Origin of the sequence: Coleofasciculus sp. LEGE 07092 (genome assembly GCF_015207375.1) — a bacterium.
In the GTDB taxonomy this organism is placed as follows: Bacteria; Cyanobacteriota; Cyanobacteriia; order Cyanobacteriales; family Coleofasciculaceae; genus LEGE-07092.
The window spans coordinates 64,083-86,122 of the sequence record NZ_JADEWY010000003.1; the positions used below are offsets into that span (position 1 = coordinate 64,083).

Below are 22,040 nucleotides of genomic sequence, written 5' to 3' on the forward strand. Positions count from 1 at the left end.
TTAATAGTACTGCCATGAAAAATCAGTTATTTATCCAATTAAAAGAATTGATTTCAGAGAAAAAGAGAATAAAAATACTTTTTTGGGTATTAGCTATTCTGTTGGGTGTTTTGCAAGCTTGGGCAAATCGTTACAGCATATCCACAGCCGATGGTATTTCTTACTTAGATATTGGTGATGCCTATATGCGTGGGGACTGGCAGACCGCTATCAACGGCTACTGGAGTCCCCTGTATTCTTGGATATTAGGTATAACTTTCTTCATCCTCAAGCCTTCAGCTTACTGGGAATTCCCCCTAGTTAATCTCGTTAATTTTACTATTTATCTAGGGGCTTTAGTTAGCTTTGAGTTTTGGCTCGGCAAACTCCTTGAATATCAAAATAAAATAACTCTAGACTCACAATTCAAGTCTGTTCAGATTCCCATTTGGGTATGGTTGGTTTTAGGTTATACTCTCTTTCTTTGGTCTTCTCTACACTGGATCACTGTTCGTAGCAATACTCCAGACATGATTGTTGCTGCTCTGGTTTATTTAGCATCTGGAATCATCCTTCACATCTCTACAAAAACCGCAAGCTGGCTGAACGTTATTGCCTTGGGAGCCGTCCTTGGGTTGGCTTATCTCGCCAAGGCAGTTATGTTCCCTCTATCTTTTATCTTTTTGGCAGTTGCCATGCTTGCCATGGGTAATTTACGACAAGTATTGCCACGTATAATGGTCGCACTACTGGTTTTTACCCTGGTCACCACTCCTTTCATTACAGCACTTTCTCTATCCAAAGGTCATCTGACGTTTGGTGAGACAGGCAAGCTCAATTACGCTTGGTCAGTCAATCCTGGCTCACATATTATTCCTGATGTACATTGGCAGGGAGAACCTCCTGGCTATGGCACCCCCAAGCACCCGACTCGTCAAATTCTGGGTGAGCCGAAAGTGTTTGAATTTGCCACCCCTGTGGGGGGTACTTATCCTCCTTGGACTGACCCATCTTACTGGTATGAAGGAATTGCTCCCCCGCTTGCTGTAGACAAACAGCTCAAGGTAATAGCCAAAAATCTGATGGCTTACAACTATCTATTTTTGGGAAGTTTAGTTTTTGGCTATCTTATCCTAGTCGGTGTAGGGGGTAAATTTCGGTCGTCATTGCAAGGGTTGGCAAAAACTTGGCACTTACTGGTTCCCGCTTTGGCAGGCTTGGGTGTTTACTTGCTAGCCAAAACACCACCGTCTACTCGACTGATTGCCCCTTTTATTGTGCTGTTGTTTGCCGGAACCTTCTTATCAATATGTCTTTCTAATTCTCAAAAATTAAAACGGTTAATCGCGCTCGCTGTTGTTGTGATATTTCTAATAGTCAGTTATAGATTATCTTATGATGCTGTCAAAGACGTTGCCATTCTCTGGAGAAAACTGGAACATACCCATTGGCAAATAGCCAACAGCTTAAAGCAGTTAGGTATTCAACCGGGAAACCAGGTAGCAATAGCAGTTATAGACGAAACGGGTACGGATGTTCATACCTTCTGGGCTAGATTAGCCCGAGTCAATATCATTGCTGAAATCCATGCCGATGATAGCGTCTTGACAGAAAATTCTCCCCTCAGATTCAAAGTTTTCAAAATGATAGAGGCAACTGGATCTAGAGCAATTGTAGTAGGAGTGCGCCAGTCTAAGCTACGCAATTCACTTTCTGAAACGGGTTGGCAACGACTTGGCAAAAGTGACTTCTATGTCTACTTTTTGGAACAGTCAGTAACTAACCTCAATCTACTCAATTTAAATAGACTGTAGAGTCAGTACCTTATAGTGACGGCTTTGAAACACAACGGGAAACAAAGAGGGTTGGTTTAAGGGAACAACCCAGTAGTGGAGAGGAAACTCTTGCTTTAACTTTTTTATATCGTCATCTCGTAGATTTCGGTACGCAAGATTCAGATTCTCTAGGAATTCAGTTTCATTTAGAGGTTTTTGTAGTTGGCTAAGGTCAAATCCTAGAGCTTGCAGACGATTCATCCATGCTTCGACATAAGTACGATCCCATAAGATTGCCGAACCATCTTTCCAGGTTACAAAAACGGAGCGTTTTGCTAAAGTCCGGAAATGCTCCCATCCCCGATGCTGGGAACTCTCGGAGTTAGGATCTACTAAAAATACTGCATCTACAGGGGTATTCTTACTAGCCCAGTTAGCAATCTGCTCAATTTCTGAATTAGGGCGTTCGATCATTGCTGACAAAAAACGTTTATCAATTTTGAAGCGACGAGAAAAATCACCCATTCCAACTAACAAAACCCAAAATGTTAGTAATAAAGCAAGATATTGAAAATTCTTCTTACTAAAAACATAGCTGCGAAGCAGCCGCCAAAAAATAATAGCAGCAATAGCGATCCCTGGAACAGCTAGATTAATATAGAACCGAATTGAATTGAGAGGGGGTATGATATTAGTCAAGAGACTAACCAAGATGCTGAAAATCACTGCCACGCCTAAGAAAGTTGTCCTGGTTCCGTTACGTTCAAATCTGGCAGCACTAACTGAGATGAGTGATATAGCTGCAATGCAATACCACAAATCGGTTGCCCTAGCTGGGTGCATAACCAGCATAGAAGGTGACTTGGTAATATAAGCTGCTGCAAAAGCATAAAGTAGCCAGAGCAAACTCATACCAGTCCAAACTAGGCTATGCTTGAATAATCGATTAAACAAATCCCTGCTGTAGTAAAGATAGCCCAACAGCACACCGACTAAGATGCCAAATTTTGTAAAGTCGATTAAGCTCCAAGTGAGGGGGTATAAGTGATGGGCAAAACGAACTTTGCTAGCTAGCCGCCATAGGTTAGAATTGACAGCATTTTTGCTAAAAGCCGAAAAAGTTACAAGTATAGCTGGAGATGCTAAGAAAAAAAACAGAACCAAGGCACCTCCCCATCGTTTCCAACCTCTCCAGTAGGTAGAATCGATACAAAATAAAGCTGAAAAGTAGGTTAAACTATAGACTCCATACATACTATTCAAATTGAATCCAAGGGAGAGCCATATCGCCCAGGCAATTGAATGCCTGGAATAAAATGATGCGGCTGCTAGCAAAAAGAAGGGGATGAATAAACCCGTCTGTTCAAAATAGCTCTCAACAAGAGTCCCTGATCCCAAAATTGAATCTGGCGCTAGTGCAAATAAAGCCATTGCACCAATAACGGCTAACTTAGACTTGGGTGCAAAGGTTTGGGCAAGGTATCCAGCAGCGTAAAGAAGTAGTAACCTTTCTATCAAAAATAAAATTAAAAGTAATGGCTCTAGAGGAATGAAATTAGCCAGTAATGCGACAAGCATCCAGAGCATGGATGAATAATAACGTAATGTGGCAGCAAATGGATCGTTTGAATAGAGAGATGGATTGTTTAACCAATGAACAAGAGGCAATTGAATTGCCTGATTTTCGTGATAAATTTTATAACTACTCAACAGTATTGATGAACCTAGTAAGATTAATACATAAAAATGTATATAATAATCTAAACTCAAGAAAGGTAAAGTTTTTGAGGTTAAACTCACTAATCGCTTCCAACCGATAATAAAGCTTTGCATTAAAGTTTTACCCTAAATTCACAGAGTCTATTCTTTAATAAATCTTCGTAATTTTATAAATAAAACTATCTAATAATTAGAGGAGGGGTATTAGGTTTGCGAGACAAGTATTGAGCCAATAACAACACTCCAAATAATACTAAACCTCCTAAGAAGTAATGAGATATAAATAACTTAGAAATTAAAAAATTAATCATGGGATTACTGTGAGAAAAACGCAGAACGGGTGGAGAGATTAATAGTATACTTAGCACGATTGAAATTAACCAATTATATCCATTAGGAACAGATAATCCATTACCAATATAGAGCGATAAAGGGAGCAGTAATAATAGATAGTAATGACTCCATGATATCGGGCTAATTAGTATAGATAGGCAAAGAACTATAGAAAATTCTAAATTTTGGGTTTGCAAAGTAGTGGGGGACTTGGATTGCAAGAAAATAGCCAGAGTGCATCCTATTAGCAAAGCAGTTATAGCATATTTTAAAACCTTGAAGATTAAACCTAATCTTAAAGGTTCCCAATTAAACAAATTGTCGTCAGTTAGCAAACGAGCCAAGAAACCATCGATAGATTGGTTGTTATAAGCGGCTAATGGCTTTCCCATATAATTTAAAATACACTCTTGAAACCAGTTAATATGTAAATCAATTCCAAATCCTACTAATGATAAACCAAACACGGTTATCAAAGTTATGCTAATTCCTAAGATCACTTTTCTTTGCATTCTTAGAAAAAAGTACGCACACAGAAGCAGTATCGGCAATTTGATAAGTGCTGCCAACGCTACTAATACACCACTCCAAATTTCGCGTTCTCGTTTCAGGCATACTAGTGCTGCCGCTAATAGAGGAAGTACAATATGGGTAGAATTGCCTTCTCTGAGGCTGTAGTAAAGAGGACCATTTATAACAAACAATCCCAATACCCCTATTTGATTCCCTTTAGATGTTGATATAAGTTGAAACAAACAGTAAAGAGTCAGGAGTAGTGCCAAACCACTAACTACTACCAATAAAAAATGAGCAGCAGGACGATCCAATAAAGAAAAGGGTGTAAAAAGTAGCGCTATAATTGGAATATTGACAAAACCGTAAACGGTTTCCCCTAAACCATTTTCTCCAAAAATAGCCGATGGATTTTGCAAAATGAGCTTCCCGGCTGGATAATAAGCTTTATGAAAATCACTAAATAACTCAACAGGCTGAGATACCCTCCACATAAAAAGAATCATAAATAAGGCAGGGATTCCAAAACCTAACCTTAAATTCCAGTGAGACTTAAAGATTTTGCGGGCAATTAAATTGAATCCGATAGTCAAAAGTACAATAAGTATAAAAATCAGGTAAATTCTAAGAGGTTTCACTGTTAATATTCCAATGTATTGCTATTTATAATCTTAGTTCTATTAACTCACTAGATCAGTAAGTTATCACCTCAATTGAATCAATAAATTTCTTCAGTTATTAAACCTCCCATTCAGATTCAAATGCCAAAAGCTCTCCATCCAGAGGATAAGGCATTTGTACCCATTTACCCGCTAGTTTTTCCCACCATCGAGGCGGGTGGGGAAGACTAGCCACTTGAATACTCAAACACCCAGAAAAATAAGCTCCCAGTATATCTGTATGGCGACTATCACCAATCACGACGACTTGCTTCGGTTTAAGCTGCATATGAGCTAAAGCTCTACGAAATCCCACCGGAAAAGGCTTCCGCGCTGGATTAATAGTTTGAATATCTAGACGATGCGACCAATACTTAACCCGATATCTTCGCTTGCCATTGGATAAAATAAAAAATTTGAACCCCAGTAGCTTTGCCTGTTGAATCCAAGCTTCCGCACCGGGGGATAGATACCGATCATCTTCCGAAATAACTGTATTATCTAAATCAAGAATTATACCCTTAATTCCAGAACTATTGAGTGACTCAATCTCGATAGAGGCTAAAATTAAGACTTGTCTTTGCCAATTAGGGGGACAAGATTGAGCTGATTTAATTTTCCATTGCTTGTTCAGAGAGCTAAGAGGTAATACTAATAGTTTGAGCAGCGGTAGCCTTCGATTAAACATGGAATATCTTGATTACATAAATTGGATTAACTCACTTATACGAATCAAAACCTCTATTTAATTATCCCCTGATTTGCCAGTAAGAGAATTGTAAAAGTTGTGGCAACCCAGGCTAAAACGGTTAAGAGTATTGGTAAATCTGTTAGTAAAATTTCCTCAGGTCGCTCACTTCGACCTCCTTGTTCAAGTCCTACATCTGTCCTACGGGCAATTTCTTGCGGATCACTCAGGAGCTGATAGCGAAAAATGCCATACAAGACGAAGGGTAATGTTAGCAGCATCCAAGGCGTTTGTGCGCCTCCTACTTGAGGACCAGAACTCCATAAAGCATAGGTGATTACAGCCGCTGTAGTAATCACACTCTCCATACGGGTGAGTAAGGGTAAAGAGTAGCGTTTAAGTACCGAACGAGTCTTGCCTCCCCGAATAGCAAGCAGTCGTAGTTCTGCTTTACGCTTTTCCACCCCTAAAAACAGTGCTAGCATGGCTGTACACAGCAAAAACCAGGGTGAGAGTACAATCTCAGTTGCCGCAGCACCCGCAGAAGCTCGCAGAACAAACCCAGTCGCGATCGCAAATACATCCAGAATAACTGTACGCTTCAGCCGCAAATTATAAGCAATTTGTAGAATAGCATAGTTAATGATCGTTACTCCCAACATTGGCGCTCGCCACCAGCCGATGACGATAGCACTACTGAGCAACACCACTGCCATGGCTGCTGCTACCCGAATACTGACTAATCCGGCTGCAATTGGGCGTTTGCACTTGATCGGATGGCAGCGATCCGACTCTACATCTGCGATATCGTTGAATAAATAGAAACTACTAGAGGCGCAGCAAAATATTGCAAAGGCTAGCAGACTTCCCAGAAATGTTTGCCAGTTAATGCTAAACGCAAATAAAGGAGCAGCAAAAACAATTAGGTTTTTCGTCCACTGGCGCGGTCTGAGAGCAGCTAGGTAAGGGAACTTAGGAGGGCTGGCAATCATAATTCACTAACATTTATGCCTTATTATTAGCTATTTCTCCCTACCCCATCTAATTTGACTATGGAGTTAAACGTGAAAATTTTTAACAAGCTGGTTCCCAGGCTCAAGCCTCCTAAACCTGTTCGTCAACTATTGTATGTTGTGGGAGGTAGTGGTGTCTCCCTCTTCCTTCTCTTGATAAGCTATATTTATATTCGATTAGCGATCGCGTATCATCAAGCACCTGTCCCCCAAGGGATTTTGGTTTTGGGTGGCGGTAGTGGACGGGAAGAATTTGCGGCTGAGTTGGCTAAAGCTCATCCTTCCCTAAAGATTGTAGTTTCTTCTCCCCGTCCTCCAGGCAAACCTGAAGTTTTTCAAGCCGCAGGTATCCCCAAGGAGCAAGTAGAATACAACTGGTACGCCGTGGATACAGTTGGTAATTTTGCTTATACACTTGGAGCCTTCCAAAGCGAGAAGATACAGCATATCTACGTCATTACCTCCGACTACCATATGCCTCGGGCAAAGGTCATCGCTACCATAATATTGGGTAGTCAAGGAATAACGTTCACTCCCGTTTCGGTTGCCACAAATTCCCCATCTGAATCCCGGTTTTGGCTACAAGTTGCTCGTGATTCATTTCGTTCTATTTTCTGGATTGTTACAGGTCGAACGGGTGCTAACTTCACAAAAATGTTTAGGAATTAAAGTATGACTAAAACGATTTCTTTCAGACTCTCAACCCTCTAGATCGCTAACCAATTGAGCTACTACTTCCGTAACAGCAGGGGGAAGGATAAAGCCGCCCTCCGATTTTTCAACCAGCGATCGCTGCCTCAAAGAACCCAGCGCCCCCATCAAGTATTGAGGCGATACCTCCGAAAAGCTCTTTTGCAACTTTCCAAACACAACAGGTTCCTTTTGGCTAGCGATATAAAACAAAATTTTTTCTTCTAAATCCGATAACCGATCTAAAATATCCTCAATAAAATCACTAATATCGCTAGTAAAGAGCGTCGTCGATAAAAAATCCGTCACGTTGCCATCAAATACTTCCTTAATCGTAATGGCAATAAGCTTCAGCATCAGAGGATTGCCGCGATACCCTTGAATTAAATGTCCCCAATTTTTTTCCCCCGAAAGCCCTTTTTCCTTTAAGATGGCTTGTGCCGCATCTCCCAACCCCCCCAGTTTTAGCGATCGCACGGGCGAAGTTTCCCCTTCCAGCAGGGAAATTTCGCCGACTTTCTCCTGAGACGTGAGCAACAAACAGCTCTTGTGAGGTTCTTGCCCTAACCGTTTGAACAAGTCACCATATCCTTCATACCCTTCTTGGTACACCCCTGCCAACTCCCCAGTCCGCAGAATCGACTCCGCACTATCTAGAATGACTAAACAACGGTGCTCTCGGAAAAAGTCAATGAGGAGTGAAACTCGATTATTTACCGTTTTCGGCAAAACCGTTTCTGATTGCTCGGATAAGAATTGAATAAGACTGGCTAGCAAATCTTGAACCGATGGAGCTTGACGCAGCGATCGCCAAATGACAAACTCAAACTCACCCTGCAACTGTTTGGCTAGCTTCACTGATAGCGCTGTCTTACCCATGCCACTCATCCCCAACAACGCCACTAAGCGGCAGCGTTCCTTCACAATCCACCGTTTCAACGTTGCTAATTCGTCTGTGCGCCCGTAGAAGACAGACACATCTGGTGCTTCGCCCCAATCGATGCGATTTTGGGTTTTAGGATTTGAGACTTGGGACTCTCCTCGACGTTCAGACTCAGTATTGGGCGTCTCCCGATAGGTTTGATAGCGGTTAACAAGTAACTGTTGCAGTTTTGTTAGCTTAACCGGACCTCTGCCAGCAATCTGAAACTTTTGGTAAACCTCGCTGAGTCTTTTGCGAACCGCATCCCCGCTAATTCCGAGACGATTAGCGATCGCAGCCGTCGATTGTCCCTCCATTGCCAGAGACAAAACCTCTAGTTCGCCCTTAGATAAACCGTGTTCAGTAGCGATGGCGTTGAGAAAGTCCTGAGAAATCACAGTGGTAGGCTCATGCTTATAGGTACCAAATTATTTATTTTATCTCATATTCATGAGAAGCTGCTCCTCTTCTTACTCATGTGATAAGTTAGCGGATGCAGTCCGGGAGATAGGAAGAATAGGCAGTCAACCTCAATAGAGCTTTGCCTAAAGGAAGCTTCTGCTTGAGTTGTAAGCACCAGGGCAGGGGCTTTTTTAGTCTTCTGCTTTTATGTGAGATGATAGCTTATTTTTTTCGGCTTACCCCTTGACAATCTCACTTAATAAGATTAAAACAGTAATAACTCACATAAATGAGCTTAATCAGCCATGAATTCATCAGCACAGGCTGGTCACTATAAACTCACACAAAAGGAAAAAATAATCATGTTGACTCTTCAAAAACTCTCAGTTGCTACTGCTAGCGCCGCCGTTGTCACTCTCGGAACTGTTGGTACTGCACAAGCCGCAACGTTCCATGAGGTCGGAGATGCTGGCACGTTTCCTTTTTCTTCTTTTGCCCAAACCGTTCATGTAGAACCAGGTGAAACCCTCGACAGCATTGTTGGTAGTTTCAACCATAATTTTTTCACGAGCTTTGACATTGATATGTTTCGAGTGGAGCTAAACGCTGGCTCCTTCTCTGCTAGAGTCAGCGATGGTCAAGTACCAGGAGAGCGATCGCTCTTTTTATTCAATGCCAATGGATTGGGTATTGCTGCCAATCGGGGCAACGGTACGATTGCAGCTCTGGAGGGAAACCTAGAGTCGGCTGGCACCTATTTTTTGGGGATAGGTCATGGACGCTCAATCGATTGGCGTAGCTCCAGTGGTTCCATTTTTAGCGCAGCGAATTGGGCAACGCCACAATTTGGTGCAACTGGGTCTGGTGCAGGCAGACGACCGGGTTCAGTCAGCAGCTCAGGAGCTAGGAATTTTAGGGGTAGTAGTTACACCATTGCGATCGCAAATGAGCCTCCCCAACCTGTTCCTGAATCCAGTTCTGTCCTCGGTTTGCTAGCTTTCGGTGCTTTCGCTACCCTTTCTGGGTTGAAGCACAAACAGCAGAAAGCCTAGGTAGTGACTACCACCTGACGGGATGACAAACCCGCAGGTGGGGAACTAATAAAAAAAATCAACCGACCTTTGCGGAAAACTCTTTTTTGAACTTGTAGTGACAGATTAAGACAAATAAAACGCTCCAAGCTGGGCAAGCCATGAATACTCCTTCCGACACCAGAGAGTATTACCCAACATGGCGAAGGCGCAAAGGTTGTTGATTGGAGCAATCAACGCAAATCCCTTGGAGCACAAAGGAAATGCCCACAAAAAATAATAACGAAGCCCTAGTCCTGGGCTTAACATTACTTCTTACAGGTGGATTACTCGTCGGTGGTGTTAATTGGGCCTATCAATCTGGATTTCTTACCCTTAACTCGATTGGCGCTTCAGGAAAAGTCAATCCCCGCGTCAAGGTTAAACTGAACGTCCTCGGTGACACCTTCAGCGGCTACTCAACTCTACGCCGTGCCGCGTTTCAAGGCAGTCTGACTGAAAGTGGCATTGCGCTGAACTATAACGATGAATTTGACCAAACTAAACGATTAACTGCCCTAAATCAAGGGAAAGCGGATCTCATCGTTACGACCCTCGCTCAATTCATCACTCACCGTCCCCAAGGGAAAATTGTGGCTCTAATTGAGCGCACAATGGGGGCAGATGCGGTTGTTCTCAATACCCGTCATTACCCCCAACTCAAATCCCTACTTGATTTAGAGACGCTGGTTACTCAAAAACAAACTCAAGGGGAACGGCTGAAAATTATCTTTGCTGGAGATACGCCCAGTGAGTTTCTGGCAACCGTACTCGATACCAAGTTTGATAACTTCGACCTAGCAGATTTTGAAGTGGTGCGAGTGGCTGACGCGAGTGAAGCCTGGAAGCAAATGCAAGATTCCAATTCTAATATTGCCCTTGCTGTTCTTTGGGAACCCTTCGTCACCGCCGCCAAACTGCAAGGCAATACCGTGGTACTGAGTAGTGCTGATGCTCCTAAAGTTATCGTCGATGTGGCAGTTGCATCGGAGCGGATCTTGCAATCCAATCCTGAAGCGGTGCAAACGTTTGTTGATAATTATTACCGCTATCGTTTGTATTGATGAAATGGGAGATAAAAAGAAATGTTGAAGAAGTTAAGAAACTACAAATGTTTGTGCATAAGTTCCTCAACTCCAGAGATATATCTTATGAAACACACCCTTTATTTTCCTCCGTTTTTTCCAAAAGCTCCTTCTATGTCACGACTATTTCAGCCTGAATGCGAGTGCCGTTCGGCACAGTTCCTCAAAGTGAGCCATCTCAAAACCTAACCATGTTGCCCATATACCGTTTTTGTTTAATCATTGGCGGACTCTTCGTTGCCCTCTCTGCCTTAGTGGGTCTTGACGGCGCAGATTTCGACCAAGACTTCGATACCGACCTCGAAATTACCGATGACCCAGATACGAATCGCCAGGGTGAAGCAGCCCGCAGAAAAAGCCGGGGTAGGGGTTTCCAACTCCCCATCCTTAGCTTTAGGTTCTGGACGTTTGGTAGCTGTTTCTTCGGCTTGACAGGCGTTGTACTCTCAATCCTACGACCCACAATGCCTCAGTTCATTGTTGCTGCTATCTCCGTTGCTATGGGTGTTTTGTGCGGCACTTCAATGGTCGGAGTGCTGCGCAGCTTGAGGGGACGCCAAGCTGATAGCCTCGTGCGCCCTAGGGATGTAATCGGTCTTCTCGGCACGGTGGAAATCCCCTTTGATCGCACCAATAGAGGGAAGGTGCGTGTCAGCGTTAAGGATTCGGTGGTAGATTTCATCGCTCTGACAGAACATCCCCAAGGATTTGATCGCGGTGCCAGGGTATTGGTCGTGGAAATGCAAAGAAATAAGGTGTGGGTTGTGCCGGAAGACTCTCTGAGTCAGTGATTTGTTAGTTGCTCATAATTCATCGTTCATTGCTTGATTAAATTCCATGAACGATTCTTCAGACAAAGGACAGCTTAATTATGGACAGGCAAAAAGAATTTCAATCCTTCTTCGATAAAGATGTAGCCGTAGTACAGGTAGCCCAAGTCGATCCCAATCTTCCTACTGGAATTCAGAAAAATGATTTGCAGGGACAGCTTTCAACTGGTTTACCCATCGCCCTATCCCTGTTTGGCATTCTCCTGCTGATCTGGTTTCTAAATACCTTTATGTGTATCTGCAAACCCAATGAAGTCTTAATTCTATCGGGTCGCAAGCAGCGTACCAAAGAAGGACAGCAGGTGGGCTATCGGGTTGTATTTGGCGGACGGGCGATTCGCATCCCGATTGTCGAAACTATCAAGCGCATGGACTTGACCGTTATGCCCGTACCTGTTGAGGTGCGCAATGCCTACTCTAAGGGGGGAACACCCCTGAACATTCAAGCGATCGCTAATGTTAAAGTTTCCAGCGACCCTGCTGTTGTTGGTAATGCGATCGAACGCTTTCTGGATCGCGATCGCTCGGAACTGACTCGCGTGGCACGGGAAACCCTGGAAGGCAACCTGCGGGGCGTTGTTGCTACCCTTACCCCAGAGCAACTCAACGAGGATCGGCTCAGATTTGCTGAACGTATCGCCCAAGACGTATCCCGCGACCTTAGTAAGCTCGGTCTGCAACTGGATACTCTAAAAATTCAGAGTGTTTCCGATGACGTAGACTATCTTAGCTCCATCGGTCGCCGCCAAATCGCCCTCATTGTGCGAGATGCAGAAATTGCCGAGTCGAATGCTGTCGGTGAAGCTGAACGAATAGAGGCAGACTGCCAGCGACAGGCTGAGGTGTCAAAAACCCAAGCGAGTACTGTTATCCAGCAGCGCAACAATGACCTACGCAAAATTAAAGCGGAACTGGAACAGCAAGCTCGCTCTGAAGAAGAACGGAGTACTGTCGCCGCCAAGGAAGCCCGAGCCAAAGCGGAACAACAGCTTCAAACGATTCGTGCTAAGTTAGAGCGTTTGCGCTTGGAGGCGGATAAGGTGTTGCCCGCAGAGGCACAACGACAGGCTCAAGAGTTGCAAGCGAGAGGGCAAGCCGCACCCCTAGCTGAAAATGCTCAAGCTGCCGCCTTAGTTAATACCATGCTTGCGGAAATTTGGCAAGACTCTGGCACCGATGCGTCTGAGTTGTTCTTGATTCAACAAATCGAGATGGTGCTGCGGGAAGCGGCTCAGATTCCTAGCCGACTTCATCTTGAACAAATCAACGTCATTGACAACGGCGATGGCAAATCAATTGCCAGTTTGGTTAACGCCTACCCAGAAATCCTCCGCCAGTTCCTCGATCAAGTCGATCAAACTCTCGGTATTGATGTGGCGGGTACGTTGAACCGCACTAAAGTCAAATCCCTTGGTGATGGGGAATAGGGGAGCGGGGGAGCTGGGGGGAAGTGTATTGCTTACCTGAGACGTTATCAAAAAAGGAAATAAATCATGGAAATTATTGCAGCACTGCTGGGTATTCTCGGTTTGGGTACTGGGGCTGGGTTACTAGTCATTCGCAACCTTTATTACATTTGTCAGCCTAGCGAAGTTTTGATTTTTGCAGGCTCTCATAATCGCACGTCAGAAGGGCAAACGGTGGGATACCGCTTAGTTAAGGGGGGGAGCAGCGTTCGGTTGCCTTTGTTAGAGCGTGCCTTTCGCATGGATTTGACGAATATGATTATCGAACTGCGGGTATCCAATGCTTACTCGAAAGGTGGGATTCCCTTGACGGTGGAGGGGGTGGCAAATATTAAGATTGCTGGCGAAGAACCGACGATTCACAATGCTATTGAGCGTTTGTTGGGTAAGAATCGCAAGGAAATCGAACAATTTGCTAAGGAAACCTTAGAAGGAAATTTGCGGGGTGTCTTGGCGAGTTTGACTCCCGAACAGGTGAATGAAGATAAGATTGCCTTTGTCAGAAGTTTACTGGAGGAAGCAGAGGACGACCTGGAAAAGCTCGGACTGGTACTGGACAACCTGCAAATTCAAAATATTTCTGATAACGTCCGCTATCTAGATTCTATTGGACGCAAGCAGCGAGCAGATCTGTTGCGTGACGCCCGCATTGCTGAAGCCCAAGCACAGGCAGAGTCAGTCATTCAAACGGCGGAAAACGACAAAATTACAGCCCTAAGACGCCTTGAGCGGGATATTGAAATAGCACGGGCGGAGGCTGAACGCCGCGTGAAGGATGCCCTTACCAAACGAGGTGCTTTGGTGGCGGAGGTGGAGGCAGAAATTGCATCGGAGGTGGTGCGAACTCAAGCTGAAGTAGGGGTGCAACGGGAGCGCATTAAACAGGTAGAACAACAGCTACAGGCTGATGTGGTGGCTCCCGCCGAGGCAGAGTGTAAGGGGGCAATTTCTATGGCGAAGGGGAATGCCGCTCGCATCATTGAAGATGGGAAAGCGCAAGTACAGGGTACGCGGAGTTTGGCGGAATCTTGGAAGGCGGCAGGTCCGAATGCACGGGAAATCTTCCTATTTCAAAAGCTGGATGTTTTACTACAGACGATGGTTTCGACAGTACCGGAAGTCGAGGTGCAAAATGTTACGGTTATTGACGCCAAAAACGGCAACTCAGCGACTAAGATGGCATCGTTTCTAGAGCAGTTGCGTCAAGGGGCTGGTATTGATGTTGCTGGAGCCGTGCGCCAATTGACGGGGAGCGAACCCCCAGGTGAGACTCCGTTGCTTGAGAAATCGCAACTTGATCGCATTTGGAATCGTCTAGAGGCAGACATTCAAAATTACTTAGACCGAATTGCCCAAACTCATCCGAGTGAGCAGCAAGCTGAAAAGGCTGTTGAGCAGGTGATTAAGCGCAATCCGAAGCTGAAGCAACGGTTACGAAAAGTTCTAGACGCCCAAGGGCAGGGAGCGTTGCAGGTGCTGTTCGCCCACCCGTTGATTTACGTTCCTACCGATAAAGTTGAGACTTGGGTTATGGAAGATTAGGATAAGAGCGATCGCTCTAGACTTGATCGGAATATAGAGTTTTCCCGATCGAGTCTAAAGATAGGGGCTTTCAACTGCGCCGTCCTGTAAGTTAGAAGTAGCGATCGTCTCCTAAAGAAACGATCGAGTGCTAACCGACAATAGACGGAACGTGTATGAGATGCCTGTGAGTCGAATTGTACTGCTGTTGTTAATTGGGGGTGGACTGGCTCTATTTGTTTTGTCAAATTTGTCGCCGCCGGTGCTGCCTCTGGTGTTTTTGGGAATGCAATCCCCTGCATTGCCTCTAACGGCATGGATTGGAATTGCGATCGCCGCAGGTGCTATCACTAGTTTTTGCTTGCAATTTTTGAGCTATCTGCAACGAAGTCCTGGGAATTTTGAAGCAGCCGAACGAGTGCCGCCTCGAAATCGAGCGAAACCTCGGGATGAACGTTTTGAAGGCGACATACCGGGAAAGCCTTACACTGCGCCGCCTCCCCCTCCCCGAACTCCTACTTCCGATTGGGAGGAGACAGTGGGGAAAGACTGGAACTTGCAGGAAGAACCCGTCACCTCCCTCCAGGATGATTTTGAGGATGAGCGATCTCCAGAGATGGCTGAAAGCAATCGCGATGGTTATGAAACACACCCAGAAACGGCTTCCGGCTCTACAAATGGTTCGGTTTACTCCTACAGTTCCCGAGAATCGACAACGAAGAAGTCTGGCGTTGGCAAAGCGGATGCGGTTTACGATGCCAATTACCGAGTGATTATACCCCCCTACCAGAACTCCGCCGAACCAGAGATAGAACTAGAAGAGGATGACGAGGACGAGGAGTGGGGATTTTTGGATGACTAAGACTTTGATGACGACGAAGAGAATAACAAGCGCAGGCGGTAAATCTGGAATCGCGAAGGAGTGGCAGTTGTGAACAACCCACTCAACTCCCAGAATCGCTCACTCATTGGTTAAGAAACCTTACGGCGATCGCAGGAGTTCGCGAGACTGTTGTTTCACAAGACCTGCCATTGCCGCCTCCTGCAAACTCATAAATGCTTTAAAATCATCTAAGTCATACTTTTGAGAAAGCATCTTTCGCAATTGCTCTTCTGCTTCTACTGTTAAGTAGCCGCTAGAAAGTGCCTCTTGAACCACATTACGAATCCTGATCATCTGCCTTGTCACCCTTATTGACAATTAAAGTTGCCATTAAAGTTGCCAACAGTACTTAGGGCAACTGCCCTGCTGTCCCGTCGGTCGATCAATTGAACACAGAGGGAAACGATAGCTTCATCTGTTAACCCTTAAATCAGCTTTTACAAAGCCCCTAGAAAGCTGACATAAAGTTTAGATGAAGCCTTCTTGAAGTCTAGCACAACTGAACCAACCAACAAAAAAAGTTTTCTATTCTAACAAATATGCTAGTTAAAGTCAATAAAAATAAACGTTTCTCAATAAAATTCTAAAAAAGATCGTCCTTCTTCTTTTCCTAAAGTTAAGAAGATTGAAGTAGGGGAAAAGAAACTAACGAACTACGGAAATTTTAACCAACCAGAATTTGTATTGCCAAATAGCAAGGAAAGTTGTCAAGTGAAGGACTTATTAAAAGGAATTAACATTTTTCTAGTCGGTATGATGGGTGTCGGGAAAACCACGGTAGGACGTTTGCTGGCGACGGAGCTAGGCTACCATTTTTTCGATACGGATACCCTGATTGAGCAGGTTGCTGGTAAGACGATTAACGAGATTTTTGCCGAGGATGGTGAAGAAGCGTTTCGCCAATTAGAAAGTCAAGTGTTATCAGAACTATCAGCTCACACAAAATTAACCATTGCTACGGGTGGTGGTATCGTACTGCGACACATGAACTGGAGTTACCTGCACCAAGGATTGATTATCTGGTTAGATGCACCCGTAAAGGTATTGCTCGATCGCCTACAAGATGATGCTACTCGTCCTCTTTTGCAAACTGCCGATCCTGCATCAGTGCTGCAAACGTTGCTTGATAAACGCCGCCGTCTCTATGGGGAAGCGGATTTACACATTCAAGTTAGTGCTAATGAAACGCCAGAAGAGATTGCCTCGCGGGTGATGGCAGCAATTCCTTCAGTACTGAAATCTTCAGTAGTTGACTAAATTGAAAGAGCGATCGCTCCCCTTGCCACGCTTACAGCTAAACTCATCGGTGACAGATAACTCGAAACGAAGCCCAACGCTTGAAGTGAGATGGAAGGTAAGCGCTACTGAAAGGAGCAGATCGCACTCTAGTGAAAGTCAGATGCTGAGAGTCGCCCTTCAATTGGTTCAGTAAAAAACAACCCGTAACGCTCATAGCCTCTGATGATTCCTGTATATTCTCCTGTTTCTATAATGGCTTGGGCAATTCTATCCATTGTGGCTTCATCGTTGAAAACGTGAGCTGATCGTCCTCGTCTCAATAACCTTTGCACTTGAGTTGTATTGGGTAGGTGTTTGGCGATATGCCGGAGGTCGAGGATAATGTCACGGTCAATGCCGCTCATAAAATTTGACAGTCAAATCTCATGAGTGTATCAGGCTTTGCGATCGCTCTTGATTATGTGAATCATAACCCGAGAAAATAGTAATTAGGTTAGGTTGCCACGGAAGGCAATTTATGCAAAATTCGCTCAACACCACATGAGGATTATCTCACATTAAAGACTGGGTTGTTATCGGGCCAGCCCCGTGCTTCAGCTAGAACTTCACCAATCGGTAAGGCTGTTTCTTGTCCATTTAGATATCTTTTCACAAGCCGAAGTATCCTACTGGATTTCATCTTCGAGTTCTTCTAATATTATCCCTACAGCTAGCTGAAGAGGAGCGATCGCATCCTTGCCACGCTAACAGCTAGACTTATCGGTGAGAGATAACTCGAAACGAAGTCCAACGCTTGAAGTGAGATGGAAGGTAGGTGCGATCAGCTTTGCTGGTGCCGTAGGCGATCGCTCCAACTGATATTTTGCTGTAGTAGGTAATAGTTAAAGCTACTGTTCGATCGCTGTGATATGTTGCTTCAACCACTCAACAAACGACTCACGCCCTGAATTACCAGATGCTAACGCTAGAATAACCTGCTCTTGCTCATCGACAGAAGCGCTAATCTCCAATCCATTCAAGACCAGGAACGTTTCCATTGCAGCATGACCTGTGCGCTTGTTGCCATCCACAAAGGGATGATTCATGATAATCGAGAAACCTAGAGCAGCAGCTTTATCAGCCAGCATTGGATACAAATCTTCCCCACCAAATGTCATGCGAGGTTGAGCTAGAGCAGATTCCAATGCACCTAATTCACGTACACCCAAAGCACCTCCTGACTGCTCGATAATCTGACCGTGCAGATTAAGCACTTCGACTAGCGTCAGGTAACATATCATGCCAAGCGTCGATACAATTTGGCATTTTTCTTCAACACATAGCTGGACGCTTGGACAAATTCGCTCTTTGGATAACCGAGCCATTCGTCAATGCTTGCACGTAGCAAATCTTCAAGAGAGATTCCGTTTTCCTGCGCTAATTGTTGCAATTTCTGTAATTGAGCGTCTTGAATTTCAATAGTGATGGAAGCCACAGCTAATCCTCTCTGGATGTTAACAAAGTGTAGCACTTGTCGCTATCTACTAACAAAGCTCTTTTTTGTGGGTATAAATCCTTGTGTAACATATTCGAGCATAGCAATCGCTCCTCTGATACCTGGCAACTAGACCCAGAAGTATCTATTCAGCTCTTTTTGCTAAAAAAGTGGAATCATCCCCATAGTGAAGGCTAATTTCCCCCTCTATAGAATCTTTATCTTTTAATCGAATCCAGCCACTACCCAAAGCTGGATCGCATTCATCATTTCCTTCCCAGGTAAACTCCAATCGCTTTTTACCTTCGATATCCACATTATCAACTACCCTACCGTGTAGGATACCAGAAACTAGACCAAATTGAAAATCTCCACAGTTATTTGAAGCAATTTTAATGTAAGCTTGAACCTCCATATTGAAATAGTCTTCATCCCACATTCCCATTTCATAAATATGCCAGACGCCTACAAAATCCATTTTCTTATCCTTCCTAGTTATAGAGTTTCATCAAGCTGCCTAGATAGTGTTAATGCTGCAAACAGGAGGCGATCGCATCTTGCTCGTCCTCTGGCAGTTTTTCTAGCTCTGCAATGACGCGCTGAAGTAATTCAGTCATGGTTCCAAAATGTGAGTAGTCCTCTACGAGGCATCATAGCAATATGCCGCGATCGCATCCTTGGCACGCTAACAGCTAAACTCATCGGCGACAGATAACCCCGAAACGAAGCGCAACGATTGAAGTGAGAGGGAAGGTAGGCGCGATCGCTCCAAGTAGCATAGGCACTGAGCAACAGTAGATGTTGGGTAACAATTGTCAAGGCAATCTACAGCGATAAACGCTAACTATTAATTTATAGAAACAAAGGCGAAAACCTCAGTGAACAAGCACCGAGGTTTTATAAGGCTTATCGAGACTTAGTTAGAAAAGCCTATAAACCTTGAAGTTATTGTCAAAAGCGCCAAATATCGACGTGTAAATCTCCCTTGTGATAGGCTTTGTGACAATCCGGACAAAGCGTCATCATGTTTTTTAGATCGGCTGGTCCATCTTCGCTGAACGGAATAACGTGATGTCCATGTGCGTTTTGGGTCACTTGACCACAAATTTCACACTTGTATCCATCCCTCTGTTTGACTACCTTCTGTACCTTTAAATGTTCTTTAGGTCGCTTTTGACTTGCCACGTTACTTACCCTTTATTTCCTTACGTGATGAACCCTCAAATGTCTCTGTATCTGCTCCAACTATGGAAATATCACTATTTGGCGCACGCGATTTTACCGTTTTCGTTACTTCATGAGCAACGTCTATGTACTCATCCTCAGATAAATTGTCAATTTTCACTCTGAGAGACTTCTTATTACCCACTACTCACCTCTTTAAGCAGTCAAAGAAAAAATTTGCTTACCACTAGCATCGGTTCCCCATGCTTCAACCTCACCATCACCATGGGTGATTGTAATTTCTGGTGCTTTAGACAGTTTCGGCTGTCCATTCTGATCTTGAGTCACCGAGTAAACGAAAACCTCTTCATTGCGTGACCGTACGGCTATATAAATATCAGCACCACTTGGCCATACATTCAGAATCTGATCGCCCTCTTTGAGAATCTTTACGCTCAATTTGTTCTTCATTTTTCTGACCTCGATCTACCGCCTGTGAACAATAAACACAAAACAGTTTCTACGGTGTAGCATAAATTACATTAAATTACTGTACTCAGGAAAACATTTGAGATTGGATTGAATGAACAGGTTGGAAGTAATTAGACTGTCCCTAACCTCACGGTTTAACCTGCACTCCACCCACCGACATTGCTAACTCAACGGTAATGGCTACACAGGTAAGCTGACCACCGTGATTATACGGAATCACCTCAGAGTCTAACTGGTAATCACCCACAACACTATTGCTTTAACGGTGCGGCACGATCGAGCTATTGCTTAGGCACCTCCTTCAACCGACACTCGATCGCATCCAACCGACGCTCAATAGCCGCTAGCCTATCTGGTTCCCCTATCAGCTTGAATACCTTGTGAAATGTACCTCAGCGCCAGCCTATTGAGACTGGTGTTTTGCTGTTTAGCTATCTCCTCCAGTTGCCTCTTTACCTCAGAGTCTAGCTTGATGCTGAGTGTCATCTTGGTTGCCATCCCAAAAGGATACCCTAACTAGAGTTATAGGGTATTGCTGTTGTACTTTTACCCTGCTCCGACCACTAAAACGGTACTTCTAAGGGCTATAGCTACCCTTTATCGGTACTCGGAAAGGGGATAAGCTGGTTTCATCTAAACATGACTGCTGAAAATGGCTGAGCAAGAGGAAGGTTCTAAAACCATAAAAGTCACAATGCCCAACCGCATCTATCAAAAGCTGAAGAAGCTATCGGATGAGTCAGGAGTATCAATGTCTAAACTGATGCTCCTAGCAACTCTCAAGGAATATAAGCTCATAGATGATAAAGATACACCAAACTAGCCCCATTTGGTACCCATACTTACTCCATTATGGTATCTTTCAGGAAATAGTCAATCCTGGAGGTTTACTCATGACACAAGATGATCTGATGGAACTGATTGATGAACTTGGTCTGGTATCGGTCATCAGCTTACTGGCTACTTGCTGCCGAGATAAGGCTGAACTTTATCTCAGACAGAGAGGGCGAGGCTCCAATCAATACACGGCTTGGAACAGCAATGCTTTCTTGCTCAGACAGATGATGACCAAACTCCAGCCTACGGGCAATTATGACCCTGACACCAATCCCACAGGTGACTGACAACGTATGGGTGAATTAGTGGGGATGGTGGGACTCGTTCGCGAAGCGTTCCCGAAGGGTACCCACACCCAATCGGTTAAAAGCCGATTGCTCTGCCATCGAGCTACATCCCCATTCATTTGAACTCCTCGACCTAGATTTGATCCAAGAACCCTTCGATTAACAACTGAGTGTTTTGCGATTGAGCGATCGAGGAATAACCCCTTACCCAAGAGTTGAACTTGGTCACCAGCCTTCGGAGGGCTAGGTCTGCATCCGGCAGGCAAGGGAAAAAAGTAATTTCAAATTTCAGATTTTAAAAATGAAATTAAATGTAAAATCCGTCTCAAGTCACGCCAATTTCACATCGTACAGTTTGAAGCGATCATCATTGGTGATGATCATGTAATCTTCTGCTTTCGCCTGAGCGATAATCATCCGGTCAAAAGGGTCTTGATGATGGAATGGCAAATTCTGCAATATTTCGTAATAACGAAACTTAGCTTCTAAAATCTGAAACTGGTTATCAATTAGAAAGAGTTCCAACTCTGAAAGCGAAATGGACAAAGACAACTTACCGATACTAATCTTAATCGTCATTTCTCACAAACTAGCTTGACTGATATAAATGTCATTTGCAGAATTAGCAATTAATGCTTGTGCCTGTTTGGAAAGCTTCTCGTTACCTTCCAGAAACCAAATCAGAATGTGAGTATCAATTAGATAGTTCATGACAGCATATATTCTTCAAAACCTGGAGGCGTTGCATCAAAATCATCTGCCACATGAGTAAAAATGCCTTTACCGCAACCGAATTTCCGAGGTTGAATAGCGGTTGAATTTTTTCCTGACTTTTCTTTTATGTTCTGGATTTCATTTAAAAGTTGAGTATCTTGCAATAACAAAATCCACTGAATCAGTTCTAATTTGAGAGCTTCTATATTCATTGCTTCTACAAATCCCATTTTTTTTCGTTTTGAAGGTACGCGACAGCGAAGCGAGAAGAGCGAAGCGCAGATA

General features: G+C 44.1%; 27 protein-coding genes, 1 tRNA gene and 1 pseudogene. 11 read left to right on the top strand and 18 right to left on the bottom strand.

Features of this window, described 5'->3' with window-relative positions; translation table 11 throughout:
• The first annotated feature begins 14 nt into the window (after positions 1 to 14).
• Entirely contained in the window at positions 15 to 1,793 is a 1,779-nt protein-coding gene (locus IQ257_RS01490; protein WP_193873378.1) for a hypothetical protein, read from the top strand.
• Here IQ257_RS01490 and IQ257_RS01495 read toward each other — a convergent pair.
• The 4 genes from IQ257_RS01495 to IQ257_RS01510 all read right to left on the bottom strand — a co-directional run bounded on the left by IQ257_RS01495 (position 1,779) and on the right by IQ257_RS01510 (position 6,658).
• Positions 1,779 to 3,464, bottom strand: a complete 1,686-nt coding sequence (locus IQ257_RS01495; RefSeq protein ID WP_193873379.1) for a DUF6798 domain-containing protein — start codon at positions 3,462 to 3,464, stop codon at positions 1,779 to 1,781. The genes IQ257_RS01490 and IQ257_RS01495 overlap by 15 nt on opposite strands.
• Positions 3,465 to 3,652: 188 nt before the next feature.
• A complete protein-coding gene (locus IQ257_RS01500) occupies positions 3,653 to 4,957 on the bottom strand; it encodes a glycosyltransferase family 87 protein (RefSeq protein ID WP_193873380.1) in 1,305 nt (434 codons plus the stop codon).
• 100 nt (positions 4,958 to 5,057) lie between these two features.
• Positions 5,058 to 5,666 (bottom strand): YqeG family HAD IIIA-type phosphatase, encoded by a 609-nt coding sequence (locus IQ257_RS01505; RefSeq protein ID WP_193873381.1) that lies wholly within the window; start codon positions 5,664 to 5,666, stop codon positions 5,058 to 5,060.
• 53 nt (positions 5,667 to 5,719) lie between these two features.
• Positions 5,720 to 6,658 carry a decaprenyl-phosphate phosphoribosyltransferase gene (locus IQ257_RS01510; RefSeq protein ID WP_193873382.1) on the bottom strand — a complete coding sequence of 313 codons (939 nt, stop codon included), beginning with the start codon at positions 6,656 to 6,658 and terminating at the stop codon, positions 5,720 to 5,722.
• 72 nt (positions 6,659 to 6,730) lie between these two features.
• On the opposite strand from IQ257_RS01510, the gene IQ257_RS01515 reads away from it, so the two are divergent.
• A complete protein-coding gene (locus tag IQ257_RS01515; RefSeq protein ID WP_322744130.1) occupies positions 6,731 to 7,348 on the top strand; it encodes a YdcF family protein in 618 nt (205 codons plus the stop codon).
• A gap of 30 nt (positions 7,349 to 7,378) precedes the next feature.
• Here IQ257_RS01515 and IQ257_RS01520 read toward each other — a convergent pair whose 3' ends face one another.
• Positions 7,379 to 8,689 carry an NB-ARC domain-containing protein gene (locus tag IQ257_RS01520; RefSeq protein ID WP_193873384.1) on the bottom strand — a complete coding sequence of 437 codons (1,311 nt, stop codon included), beginning with the start codon at positions 8,687 to 8,689 and terminating at the stop codon, positions 7,379 to 7,381.
• A 366-nt stretch (positions 8,690 to 9,055) separates the two neighbouring features.
• Here IQ257_RS01520 and IQ257_RS01525 point away from each other — a divergent pair, with 366 nt between their 5' ends.
• The 6 genes from IQ257_RS01525 to IQ257_RS01550 all read left to right on the top strand — a co-directional run bounded on the left by IQ257_RS01525 (position 9,056) and on the right by IQ257_RS01550 (position 15,527).
• Positions 9,056 to 9,745: a hypothetical protein gene (locus tag IQ257_RS01525; protein WP_193873385.1), complete on the top strand. Its 690-nt coding sequence runs from the start codon at positions 9,056 to 9,058 to the stop codon at positions 9,743 to 9,745.
• A gap of 242 nt (positions 9,746 to 9,987) precedes the next feature.
• Positions 9,988 to 10,827 carry an ABC transporter substrate-binding protein gene (locus tag IQ257_RS01530; RefSeq protein ID WP_193873386.1) on the top strand — a complete coding sequence of 280 codons (840 nt, stop codon included), beginning with the start codon at positions 9,988 to 9,990 and terminating at the stop codon, positions 10,825 to 10,827.
• Positions 10,828 to 10,991: 164 nt separating this feature from the next.
• Complete coding sequence (locus IQ257_RS01535; protein WP_322744131.1) at positions 10,992 to 11,639, top strand: hypothetical protein; 648 nt, start codon at positions 10,992 to 10,994, stop codon at positions 11,637 to 11,639.
• 80 nt (positions 11,640 to 11,719) lie between these two features.
• Positions 11,720 to 13,105, top strand: coding sequence for a flotillin family protein (locus IQ257_RS01540; RefSeq protein ID WP_193873387.1), 1,386 nt, complete (start codon positions 11,720 to 11,722; stop codon positions 13,103 to 13,105).
• 66 nt (positions 13,106 to 13,171) lie between these two features.
• Complete coding sequence (locus tag IQ257_RS01545; protein WP_193878324.1) at positions 13,172 to 14,686, top strand: flotillin family protein; 1,515 nt, start codon at positions 13,172 to 13,174, stop codon at positions 14,684 to 14,686.
• A 166-nt stretch (positions 14,687 to 14,852) separates the two neighbouring features.
• On the top strand, positions 14,853 to 15,527 hold the full coding sequence (locus tag IQ257_RS01550; RefSeq protein WP_193878322.1) for a LapA family protein: 675 nt from the start codon (positions 14,853 to 14,855) through the stop codon (positions 15,525 to 15,527).
• A gap of 120 nt (positions 15,528 to 15,647) precedes the next feature.
• On the opposite strand, the gene IQ257_RS01555 is transcribed toward IQ257_RS01550, so the two are convergent.
• A complete protein-coding gene (locus IQ257_RS01555; protein ID WP_193878320.1) occupies positions 15,648 to 15,842 on the bottom strand; it encodes a hypothetical protein in 195 nt (64 codons plus the stop codon).
• A gap of 417 nt (positions 15,843 to 16,259) precedes the next feature.
• Here IQ257_RS01555 and IQ257_RS01560 point away from each other — a divergent pair, with 417 nt between their 5' ends.
• Positions 16,260 to 16,805 (top strand): shikimate kinase, encoded by a 546-nt coding sequence (locus tag IQ257_RS01560; RefSeq protein ID WP_193878318.1) that lies wholly within the window; start codon positions 16,260 to 16,262, stop codon positions 16,803 to 16,805.
• A 146-nt stretch (positions 16,806 to 16,951) separates the two neighbouring features.
• On the opposite strand, the pseudogene IQ257_RS01565 reads toward IQ257_RS01560, so the two are convergent.
• The 8 genes and pseudogenes from IQ257_RS01565 to IQ257_RS01600 form a co-directional block, all read right to left on the bottom strand.
• Positions 16,952 to 17,191, bottom strand: a pseudogene (locus tag IQ257_RS01565) (DUF6972 family protein); the annotation flags it as partial.
• Positions 17,192 to 17,543: 352 nt separating this feature from the next.
• Complete coding sequence (locus IQ257_RS01570; protein WP_193878316.1) at positions 17,544 to 17,711, bottom strand: hypothetical protein; 168 nt, start codon at positions 17,709 to 17,711, stop codon at positions 17,544 to 17,546.
• Positions 17,675 to 18,067: a type II toxin-antitoxin system death-on-curing family toxin gene (locus IQ257_RS01575; protein ID WP_193878314.1), complete on the bottom strand. Its 393-nt coding sequence runs from the start codon at positions 18,065 to 18,067 to the stop codon at positions 17,675 to 17,677. The genes IQ257_RS01570 and IQ257_RS01575 overlap by 37 nt, the downstream gene beginning before the upstream one ends.
• Positions 18,064 to 18,261: a ribbon-helix-helix protein, CopG family gene (locus IQ257_RS01580; RefSeq protein WP_193878312.1), complete on the bottom strand. Its 198-nt coding sequence runs from the start codon at positions 18,259 to 18,261 to the stop codon at positions 18,064 to 18,066. Before IQ257_RS01580 ends, IQ257_RS01575 begins: the two co-directional genes overlap by 4 nt.
• Positions 18,262 to 18,406: 145 nt before the next feature.
• Complete coding sequence (locus IQ257_RS01585; RefSeq protein WP_193878310.1) at positions 18,407 to 18,739, bottom strand: hypothetical protein; 333 nt, start codon at positions 18,737 to 18,739, stop codon at positions 18,407 to 18,409.
• Between the two features lie 131 nt (positions 18,740 to 18,870).
• Positions 18,871 to 19,080 (bottom strand): hypothetical protein, encoded by a 210-nt coding sequence (locus IQ257_RS01590; protein ID WP_193878308.1) that lies wholly within the window; start codon positions 19,078 to 19,080, stop codon positions 18,871 to 18,873.
• Positions 19,081 to 19,212: 132 nt separating this feature from the next.
• A complete protein-coding gene (locus IQ257_RS30990) occupies positions 19,213 to 19,446 on the bottom strand; it encodes an HNH endonuclease (RefSeq protein WP_193878306.1) in 234 nt (77 codons plus the stop codon).
• Between the two features lie 195 nt (positions 19,447 to 19,641).
• The gene (locus IQ257_RS01600) at positions 19,642 to 19,896 is read right to left on the bottom strand and encodes a hypothetical protein (protein WP_193878302.1); all 255 of its coding nucleotides are present in this window, start codon (positions 19,894 to 19,896) and stop codon (positions 19,642 to 19,644) included.
• A 673-nt stretch (positions 19,897 to 20,569) separates the two neighbouring features.
• Here IQ257_RS01600 and IQ257_RS01605 point away from each other — a divergent pair.
• Positions 20,570 to 20,740: a hypothetical protein gene (locus IQ257_RS01605; protein ID WP_193878300.1), complete on the top strand. Its 171-nt coding sequence runs from the start codon at positions 20,570 to 20,572 to the stop codon at positions 20,738 to 20,740.
• A gap of 70 nt (positions 20,741 to 20,810) precedes the next feature.
• Positions 20,811 to 21,041: a hypothetical protein gene (locus IQ257_RS01610; protein ID WP_193878298.1), complete on the top strand. Its 231-nt coding sequence runs from the start codon at positions 20,811 to 20,813 to the stop codon at positions 21,039 to 21,041.
• 19 nt (positions 21,042 to 21,060) lie between these two features.
• Here the strand turns inward: IQ257_RS01610 and IQ257_RS01615 are convergent.
• The 4 genes from IQ257_RS01615 to IQ257_RS01625 form a co-directional block, all read right to left on the bottom strand.
• Positions 21,061 to 21,154: transfer RNA gene (locus tag IQ257_RS01615), tRNA-Lys, on the bottom strand.
• Positions 21,155 to 21,371: 217 nt separating this feature from the next.
• A complete protein-coding gene (locus IQ257_RS01620; protein ID WP_228060332.1) occupies positions 21,372 to 21,620 on the bottom strand; it encodes a PIN domain-containing protein in 249 nt (82 codons plus the stop codon).
• Positions 21,621 to 21,623: 3 nt separating this feature from the next.
• The gene (locus tag IQ257_RS30620; protein WP_265584546.1) at positions 21,624 to 21,752 is read right to left on the bottom strand and encodes a type II toxin-antitoxin system VapC family toxin; all 129 of its coding nucleotides are present in this window, start codon (positions 21,750 to 21,752) and stop codon (positions 21,624 to 21,626) included.
• Positions 21,749 to 21,985 (bottom strand): hypothetical protein, encoded by a 237-nt coding sequence (locus IQ257_RS01625; RefSeq protein WP_228060333.1) that lies wholly within the window; start codon positions 21,983 to 21,985, stop codon positions 21,749 to 21,751. Before IQ257_RS01625 ends, IQ257_RS30620 begins: the two co-directional genes overlap by 4 nt.
• Between the last annotated feature and the right edge of the window lie 55 nt (positions 21,986 to 22,040).